The organism is Nostoc sp. FACHB-152, assembly GCF_014697475.1.
In the GTDB taxonomy this organism is placed as follows: Bacteria; Cyanobacteriota; Cyanobacteriia; order Cyanobacteriales; family Nostocaceae; genus Nostoc_B.
In genome coordinates this window covers 19249-27227 of record NZ_JACJRV010000086.1, presented here as the reverse complement: position 1 = coordinate 27227, position 7979 = coordinate 19249, and the positions used below count along the sequence as shown (strand labels likewise).

The 7979-nt window shown below is 43.2% G+C and carries 8 protein-coding genes and 8 tRNA genes; 10 read left to right on the top strand and 6 right to left on the bottom strand.

Annotation, left to right across the window (positions count from 1 at the left end; genetic code table 11):
• The first annotated feature begins 182 nt into the window (after positions 1-182).
• From H6G76_RS31135 to H6G76_RS31100, 8 genes are all read left to right on the top strand, one after another.
• Positions 183-279, top strand: a tRNA-Lys gene (locus tag H6G76_RS31135).
• A gap of 12 nt (positions 280-291) precedes the next feature.
• Positions 292-356 (top strand) — tRNA-Leu (locus tag H6G76_RS31130).
• Positions 357-480: 124 nt separating this feature from the next.
• Positions 481-553 (top strand) — tRNA-OTHER (locus H6G76_RS31125).
• Positions 554-558: 5 nt separating this feature from the next.
• A tRNA-Val gene (locus H6G76_RS31120) sits at positions 559-634 on the top strand.
• A gap of 6 nt (positions 635-640) precedes the next feature.
• Positions 641-714 (top strand) — tRNA-Arg (locus H6G76_RS31115).
• Positions 715-719: 5 nt separating this feature from the next.
• Positions 720-796 (top strand) — tRNA-Ala (locus H6G76_RS31110).
• A gap of 5 nt (positions 797-801) precedes the next feature.
• A tRNA-Ala gene (locus H6G76_RS31105) sits at positions 802-895 on the top strand.
• A gap of 5 nt (positions 896-900) precedes the next feature.
• Positions 901-974, top strand: a tRNA-His gene (locus H6G76_RS31100).
• A gap of 495 nt (positions 975-1469) precedes the next feature.
• Here the strand turns inward: H6G76_RS31100 and H6G76_RS31095 are convergent.
• Positions 1470-1640, bottom strand: a complete 171-nt coding sequence (locus tag H6G76_RS31095; RefSeq protein ID WP_190709545.1) for a hypothetical protein — start codon at positions 1638-1640, stop codon at positions 1470-1472.
• A gap of 103 nt (positions 1641-1743) precedes the next feature.
• Here H6G76_RS31095 and H6G76_RS31090 point away from each other — a divergent pair, with 103 nt between their 5' ends.
• Positions 1744-1956: a hypothetical protein gene (locus tag H6G76_RS31090; RefSeq protein WP_190709543.1), complete on the top strand. Its 213-nt coding sequence runs from the start codon at positions 1744-1746 to the stop codon at positions 1954-1956.
• A 117-nt stretch (positions 1957-2073) separates the two neighbouring features.
• Here the strand turns inward: H6G76_RS31090 and H6G76_RS31085 are convergent, their stop codons facing one another.
• Positions 2074-2232: a hypothetical protein gene (locus H6G76_RS31085; RefSeq protein WP_190709541.1), complete on the bottom strand. Its 159-nt coding sequence runs from the start codon at positions 2230-2232 to the stop codon at positions 2074-2076.
• Positions 2233-2502: 270 nt separating this feature from the next.
• Here H6G76_RS31085 and H6G76_RS31080 point away from each other — a divergent pair, with 270 nt between their 5' ends.
• Positions 2503-2811 carry a hypothetical protein gene (locus H6G76_RS31080; RefSeq protein ID WP_190709539.1) on the top strand — a complete coding sequence of 103 codons (309 nt, stop codon included), beginning with the start codon at positions 2503-2505 and terminating at the stop codon, positions 2809-2811.
• Between the two features lie 149 nt (positions 2812-2960).
• Here H6G76_RS31080 and H6G76_RS31075 read toward each other — a convergent pair whose 3' ends face one another.
• The 4 genes from H6G76_RS31075 to H6G76_RS31060 all read right to left on the bottom strand — a co-directional run bounded on the left by H6G76_RS31075 (position 2961) and on the right by H6G76_RS31060 (position 7852).
• On the bottom strand, positions 2961-3176 hold the full coding sequence (locus tag H6G76_RS31075; RefSeq protein WP_190709537.1) for a hypothetical protein: 216 nt from the start codon (positions 3174-3176) through the stop codon (positions 2961-2963).
• Positions 3177-4260: 1084 nt separating this feature from the next.
• The gene (locus tag H6G76_RS31070; RefSeq protein ID WP_190709535.1) at positions 4261-4905 is read right to left on the bottom strand and encodes a cyclopropane-fatty-acyl-phospholipid synthase family protein; all 645 of its coding nucleotides are present in this window, start codon (positions 4903-4905) and stop codon (positions 4261-4263) included.
• 207 nt (positions 4906-5112) lie between these two features.
• Positions 5113-6465 (bottom strand): amino acid permease, encoded by a 1353-nt coding sequence (locus H6G76_RS31065; protein WP_190709534.1) that lies wholly within the window; start codon positions 6463-6465, stop codon positions 5113-5115.
• Between the two features lie 112 nt (positions 6466-6577).
• The gene (locus H6G76_RS31060) at positions 6578-7852 is read right to left on the bottom strand and encodes a HAMP domain-containing sensor histidine kinase (protein WP_190709532.1); all 1275 of its coding nucleotides are present in this window, start codon (positions 7850-7852) and stop codon (positions 6578-6580) included.
• Positions 7853-7979 lie beyond the last annotated feature (127 nt).

Genomic DNA, 7979 nt, shown 5'->3' with positions numbered 1-7979 from the left:
AATTGGTAAACGCTTCCGTTTGAAATACGGAATTCTTACTCTTTCAACTCTTGTCGGGAGTACCAATTTGGGTCGTTGGCAGAGCGGGTATGCAGCCGCCTATAGCGCGGACTTATCCAGGTACCCTTCGGGAACGCTACGCGAACAACCCCTGGGCGACCCACCAAATATCAAATAAACATGGGCGTTTGGCAGAACGGTTATGCTCCTGACTCTTAATCAGGCTGACACAGGTACCCTGCGGGAACGCTGCGCGAACGACCCCTGTAGCGCCCACCAAATTTTACCCCTGTGACGCAATTGGCAGACGTAGCCCGCTTAAACCGGGTTTGTTGCAGGTTCAATTCCTGTCACCAGCTTGACTAATGCGATCGTGGTGTAAAGGCAGCATCAGAGTCTTCCAAACTCACGGTACGAGTACCCTGCGGGAAGCAAGCTACGAGTCTCGTCGATCGCTCTGAACCTTATAGGTTCTTCAATGCGGGTGTGATGTAGTGGCTAGCATCTGAGTGCGCCACACGAGAGCGTATGGGTTCGAGTCCCATCACTCGCTTTCATAGCCCTGTAACTCAGTGGGGAGAGTGCCTCTCTTACAAAGAGGAAGTCGCGGGTTCAATCCCTGCCGGGGCTACCAAATATTGGGAGTGTAGCTCAATGGAATAGAGCATCGAGCTTCTACCTCGAAGGTTGTGGGTTCAAGTCCTACCACTCTCGCCTATGGGTCTGTAGCTTAATCGGTAAAGCTTCTAACTGGCCGTTAGAAAGTTGTCGGTTCGATTCCGACCAGTATCCACCAAATATGGGGTCATAGCTCAAGTGGCGCTTTGCGCCTGTCTTGCACACAGGAGGTTAGGGGTACCCTTCGGGAAGCAAGCTACAAATCCCCTTGATTCCATGATGGTGTCTGAAGTCAAAGTGGTCGAGACGCTGGTTTGTGGAACCAGTCATAACGGGTTCAAGCCCCGTCAGACACCCCTTAAAGGAAGATGCCGCTAAATGGTCGGCAACCGGTCTTGAAAACCGGGGTGGGGTAAAACCCAGGGGTTCGATTCCTCCATCTTCCGCCTTCCACCTGAAGCCGAAAAGTGAGGCGCTGTGCTGATAACACAGATATAGGAGGGGCAGTACCTCCCAGGTGGACTTATTGAGAACGGTAGCAAAGTTTAGTTACCCTGTGCAATCCACTCACGCCCTGCTTTCTCCGCAGCTTCGGGCGTATAGTAAAGTTTGCGCGTAACCATTCACTGCACCACCAGAACTAATCAACCGGAACTGCCAGCAATCGGCCTCTGTGTAAAATACCAACCCAGTAACGTTATGAATGCTAACAACGCGCGTGGATCTTGGTGGTAGAGTGGTAGCTCAAACTCTACCCTTGTTTTATCAAACTATTTACAATCAAGAATGCGATCGCTTCTACAAAAAAATTTAGGATAGAGATCGCTCCCCAATCATTAATAAATAAATTCTTAGAGGAAGGTCAGCCTTAAGCTGTGCCAGTTGCGCCTATCGAGTGTACACGGCAATTGCAGATAGGCGATCGCATCCACATTACTAAAAGTGGAGAGATAAACACAAGCTGGGTGTTCTGTCAGTGGTGGCACTGTCAAAACCAACTTTGTAACCGTGTTGGTAGACATCGCTTATCAAAATTGACGTTCTAGGAAAACATATTCAGAACACTAATATTTTGATAAGTAATGCACAATAATACTGATACAACACAGCACTAAGTAACTAGGCATGAACCAGTTGCAGATCCAATCACTTTCTGTAATCAACAACTGTACTCTTTTGGTGTTCTACACCAGTTGTAAATGCTGGCAGTTTCGCGTAGTTAGTCAAGACGGTTTAGTATTTGATTCTAATCAGATTTTTTACACTCCTCAAGTTGCAAAGGAAGCGTGTATCAGTTGGGTTAATGGCGAGAATATTAACGAGAATATTAAGTTGTGAAATGAGGTTACTAAATAAAAATACTGTACTTTGGCTATAGTACAGTATTGGAGAATTTATAATTGATATAATTGCTAGTTTACTAAGGTAATAGTAATGCTTTGTCGCAAAGCATTACTATGATTCAGCAAAAAACTCAAAGCCAAGCCCCTTTGCTTTGACTCTTTTTTTTACAACTAGAGCGGTCAGAAGCACAACACCGATAACAGTAGTTACCTGAGTTGGATCGGGTGCCACAATGAGTCCAGTCGCAATTGATGCTGATGTCGGTTCCATAAGGCTTTCCCCTCAATAAATGTTAGCGTTATAGGAATATAGGAAAACAAAAGTTTTTCCTACACGATCACAATATAACACTGTTTGTGTCACATAAACAGGATAAAAGTCCTATTGTTATAGGTTTTTGTAGCAAAAGTGATAACAATTTATAATAATTTGTTATCAAAAAGTCTACTGGCTCTACCGTGAGTAGTAAATTGACCAAAGTTTTACAAAAACTCGTACTTCTGGCGATTCATAGCTTTTCATTTCGCAGTAATATGTGGTATGTCACACAAATTGATAACAAAAGAGAGTAAATATGCTATGTCTGGTAATCCATTTATATCTGCTAGAGTTCCTTCTGAAGTGCTAGAGCAGCTTGAGTCCTATGCTGAAGCCACAGGAGAGTCTAAAAGTAAAATTTTGTTAAAAGCTCTGGTTTCCTATCTAGAAAATCCCACTGAAACTTCAATTACTACCACTGAAAAGCGCATTAGAACTCTAGAAAACTATGTGCATGAGCGATTTAAAAGTTTAGAGGCTGAAGTTGATAAGCTAGATAAAAAGATTTTTTATTTACAATCAGGGCATTAACTGCTATTTGTTACTCTTAAGAGTGATATCATGTTTAACAAATTGATATCACTGTTAACAGATTATTGATCACAGCTGAATTGTAGATGTCAGTGATGTTTAGACAAGACTTTATTTAACGCACCACTGAACATCTTGATTAACTCATCCTACTTCTGTTGATTTGGGGGAAGTTGACAAGCTCCTTTTTGGAACTGGTACTCAATGCCCAGTCCTTTTAAGTAAAAGCTCACAGGGTTGCAGCCAGATAGTAAGGCAGTGCCGATATGAGCGATCGCAACAAGGGCAAGGAATAAGTAAGCATACTTTCCAGTAGGCAAGTTTCCTTTTGGAAATAGGGATGAGTTTTTCTTTTTAATGAACATGGCTCTATGATGAAGGTGGATTAATATTGATGGCCTGGAGAAGTCCGGGCTTTTTTCTGTGAATAGAAACCGCAAACGCAAAAGCCCCAGACATAGACAGCCTGGGGCATCCGCATTAAATGCGGTCTTTTTGCTTTTGGTGATATTGACGGAACGTTGCACGTTATTGAACCTCCTTGGGTTTAATCTAGGAGGCTGCCTTGAAGAGAGCGTTTGCAACAATTTCGGTAGCTAAAAGCTTAGTTTTATCTTATGCTGCTTTACTTGACCGGGCATTCGTGCATCACAACTCTAGCCACAAATTACAATAACGATTTGTGACAAGCATTAGATATCTGTATATAAAATACAGTTATCCAGTAATTCTAGTAGCATAATCTTACTCAATTTCCCCATATAAAAGTTCAAAACCAAGCTGTAACCGTTCAATAAATTCAGGTGTATTCTGATTTCCCCAAACTGGATCATATTTGTCTTTATTCCAATTCTTAGAGGAATGACATACCTGCTCATGGCAATCTAAACAGACAGGAAACACAGTTAAACCAATGCGATCGCAGCCATATTTAGCATGATGTAACTCTTCTGAAGGTTTGACGAGACAAACGCAGCACAGACCTTTAACGGATTGATGAGCGATGCCTACGGCGGGCTACGCCAACGCGCATTGGCGGCGATACTTGTCTAAGTTCCCATATCTGACCTGCCACTTAAGCCTAGATGCTTGAGCAGTCCTGTCGTGGGGGCGGGTGTGGGGTGTAGAGTAAGAGAGAGCATCGAACAACCGCTCTCGATAACAAGCCCCGTTTTTTCAAGACGATGGTAAGCTTTTGTGCTTACAAGTTGCACAATTGGAATTTTAGGGAAAAACTTCAAACCCTCTCCCCTGCTCCTCTGCTCCCCTGCCACGCCAGTCGCTTCAAGTCGGGAAACCCGCCCAACGCGCTGGCTCCCCTTGCGGTCTCAACAAGCAAATTAAGTGATTATTGATTTAGCTTATTGGTCGGAGTGTCAAGCACCTGGAAGGAGCTTTCTTCACTACACCCTACACCCCGCCCCCTTACACCCTGTGCGAAGCTCTTGACTAACGCAAATTCTCTGGTATTTCTTTCGGCACTACCCAATAGTAAACAGTTTTTCCATCTACTTGTAGTGTCTGTTGAGGTTCCCAATCGCCCATATCAAAAGCGTGGGAGACAATTCTTGTACCAGGTTTGAGTTTTAATAGTGTGGGGCGAAGTTTGAGGTTGACTTCGGGCAGTAGGTACAGTGTAACGACCGTAGCTTCACTCAAATCAGTTTTGAATAAGTCTTGCTGACGAAACTCTACACGATCTGTAACTTCCGCTTTTTGAGCATTGGCGTTAGCTTCTTGGATACGTTCTGGATTAATATCTATACCTACGCCTCGCGCGCCGTACTTTTGTGCTGCTGTAATCACAATTCGCCCATCGCCGCTACCAAGGTCATAAATTACATCATTTTTAGTTACCTTGGCTACATTCAACATTGCATCCACCACGGGCTGCGGTGTTGGTACATAAGGAACATCCCCAGGACGTTCTTGTGCTTGAGTTGTAGTTGTAGCAGCTGGTGCTTCAGTCTGCCCAGTTAAAGTAGGTGGTTGCACCTGGGCTTCTAAGTCTTGTTGTTGGGTGGTGCATCCCACGATTCCGACACTGGCAACACTAACGCTGGCAATTAATGAAAGCAGAATTTTGTTCAACATGAATCTACTCCTTGAGCAACAATCTGGTGAAGGATGTTAGGGGTTAGGGATTAGAGATTAGAGGCTAGGAGCTAGAGATTGGGGGTTAGAGAAGAACATTTTTTATGTTTGATTGGGGATTTTTAGCGTCATCGACTATTCTTTAGCCTCTAGCCTCTTTTGAAAAACTGCTGAACTATCTAGTCCCTAGCTCCTCATGACTGCGGTTTACGTCCTTTGGCGGTAACGGCTCCACAGCAATAGCGGCACACCTGCGGCTACAACTAAAACACCAACAAGTGCGCCCACTCCGGTATACACCAAGCTGGAATAAAGTAAGTAACCACAGACTGCACAAAATAGTAATGGCGTGAAAGGATACAATGGCACGCGGAAAGGACGCGCTATCTGGGGTTCTCGGTAGCGCAGAACTAGCAGAGATATGCCAGACAGTAAAAAGAAAAACCAAAATATGGGGGCGGTATAGTCCACCATTGTTTCAAAGCCTTTGCGGGTGAACGTACCTAACACAATTAACGCCAATGCGATCGCAGCTTGTAACAATAAGGCATAGCTGGGAGTGCTAGGACGTTCCCGCCAGTGTCCTATGAAACTGAAGATCGAGAAATCTTGACCAAGGGCGTAATTAGTCCTAGCTCCGGTGAAAATTGTGGCATTAAGTGCGCCCAAAGTCGAAATTGCAATCAATAGGCTAATAAACCAAGCTCCTGGTTCGCCCCAAAGCGCGCGCATTAAATCTGCGGCTACGGCTTGGGAGTTAGCCATGTTTACTAACCCCAGCCCTCGCAGGTAAGCTAGGTTAATCAGTAAGTAAATTACCGTAATTGTGCCGATACTCCAAAGTAGCGATCGCACAATATTACGTTGACGGTTTTGGATTTCTGCGGAAATGTAAGCTGCTTCATTCCAACCGCCATAAGATAGCAGTACAAATACCATTGCTAGTCCCCAACTTCCTGATGAAGCAGATTCCACAGGAGCAGTAGCATTAGGCGTAGCAGTTAAGCCAATTAATACTACTAGCAACAAGCCGAGAACTTTCGCCGCACTTAACAAGTTTTGCGTCCACTTACCTTGTTGCAAACCGATGATATTTAAAGCAGTTAATACTGCGATCGCAACTGCGGCATAAGTAGAAGATGAAAAGTTTCCTAGCTGCCAGATTTGCGAAGCGTAGTCACCAAATACAAATGCTAACAAAGCAATTGAACCAGTCTGGATGACTGTCATCCGCGCCCAGGCAAATAAAAATGCCACTCTTCGTCCAAAGGCACGTTTGAGATAATAGTAAGCTCCGCCAATATCGGGATACGTCGTGGCTAACTCTGCATAGCACAATGCGCCAACTAAAGATACAACACCACCGATGAACCAAAATAACATTACAGATTGGCTGCTACCTGCTTGAGTGGCTACTAAAGCAGGAGTTTCAAAAATTCCTGCGCCAATCACAATCCCGACAATCAATGCAACTGCATCTGATAGTGTCAGCGATGGCTTAGGTGCTGCTTCTGTATTTGCTATACCCTCAAGTAAACTGTAATTTTCATGTCTACTCACATTAACTCCTGAGCGGTATTGAGGTAACGAGCAATTTTTTTGAAGATACGAATTACTTTATTGATAGTTAACAATAAATGTGACGCGAAAGTGACAAAGAAAGCCTATTTGGTTACAAAGGCAATTTGATTTGAAACACAGAACCTTTACCTAGTTCACTTTTGGAACTCAGATGACCACCATGTGCTTCAATAATTTGTTGAGCGATCGCTAATCCTAACCCAAAGCTATTAGCAGAATTTGTCTTCTGCTCTACCCGATAAAATTGCTCAAAAATATGAGGTAAATCTGCCGCCGCAATTCCAATACCGTTATCTGCTACTTGAATCACTACCTGACCAGACTTAATAAATAGGCGTAACTCTACCATCCCACCAGTCGGAGTATATTTACAAGCATTACTGATTAGATTCATCACAGCTTGACACAGTAACTCAGGTTCTACACGTGCCACAATTTTGTATTCTGCGAAATCAACTTTAAAATTTAAATGTTCCGCCGCAATCTTGACAGATTGAGATTGAATTAATTCTCGCAACAAGTCATTCAAATCAACTTTTTTTAAAGATTCTGGAGCTAAACGTCCGGCGCGACGTGCTAAAAATAATAAATTGCCAATCAAAGTATTCATTGACTTAGCAACTTCTGCAACTTTTTCTAAACGTAGGTGCTTACTGGCACTGTCTTCCATCGGAGCTAACAAGCCCACCTGAGCATTACTGAGAATGGCTGCCAATGGGGTACGTAATTCATGGGAAGCATGGGCAGTAAAGCGTTCGAGTTGTTGGTAGCTAAGGTGGATAGGCTGCATTGCTAACCCGCCTAAAAACCACCCAGTGAGACTTGTTACTCCTAAAGCAATTAATACCGTTGATATTAATAACAGTAAAAATCTATTTAAAGATTCTTGGGCGCGCGTCGTTGGCATAGCCATTTGCAAATAGCCAATTAACTCACCTTGGTAATGCACTGGCAGAGTGATTTCTCGCAGCCAAATTTCTTGAGGTACAACATCTGAATTATCAGTAATTTTTAATGTTTCAAATTCAAATGTTGGATTTAATTTTTTTTGGGGAAGCTGACCAAAGTAGCGTTTTAAGTTGCCTTCAGTATCGTACCAACGGGCATAATTTATTTCAGTATCTGCTGGTGGTGGGTTATTACCCAAAACTGGTAAATGTTTAAGAAATACGCGTTTCTGACCTTGATAGGTTTTATACCGGACATTTGCTGTAATTACTCTAGCTTTTTTGTACAGCATTAAATCTATAACTTCTTGCTGCTGGACTGCTTCTTGGTAATACAGTGTGCCAGAAAAAAATAAAAGAATACCGCCCATTGAGAGGATAAACCAATGAGCCAAGTTACGACGGCTGCGGTTGAACATGACTCAAGAAATTGATAGCTAAGAAGGGATAGCAGGGAATAGGAAATAGGCAATAGAGTTGAAAGTATTTTTATGTCTGGGTTTTACAGTCAGCTTATGTCCTAAACTGAGGGTAAAAACAAAGAAA

Bases quoted from the DNA above. Each gene is read 5' to 3' on its own strand.
- H6G76_RS31090 (WP_190709543.1), top strand. From the start codon at position 1,744: ATGAACCAGTTGCAGATCCAATCACTTTCTGTAATCAACAACTGTACT.
- H6G76_RS31075 (WP_190709537.1), bottom strand. From the start codon at position 3,176: ATGTTCATTAAAAAGAAAAACTCATCCCTATTTCCAAAAGGAAACTTG.
- H6G76_RS31085 (WP_190709541.1), bottom strand. From the start codon at position 2,232: ATGGAACCGACATCAGCATCAATTGCGACTGGACTCATTGTGGCACCC.
- H6G76_RS31070 (WP_190709535.1), bottom strand. From the start codon at position 4,905: ATGTTGAACAAAATTCTGCTTTCATTAATTGCCAGCGTTAGTGTTGCC.
- H6G76_RS31080 (WP_190709539.1), top strand. From the start codon at position 2,503: ATGTCACACAAATTGATAACAAAAGAGAGTAAATATGCTATGTCTGGT.
- H6G76_RS31060 (WP_190709532.1), bottom strand. From the start codon at position 7,852: ATGTTCAACCGCAGCCGTCGTAACTTGGCTCATTGGTTTATCCTCTCA.
- H6G76_RS31095 (WP_190709545.1), bottom strand. From the start codon at position 1,640: ATGTCTACCAACACGGTTACAAAGTTGGTTTTGACAGTGCCACCACTG.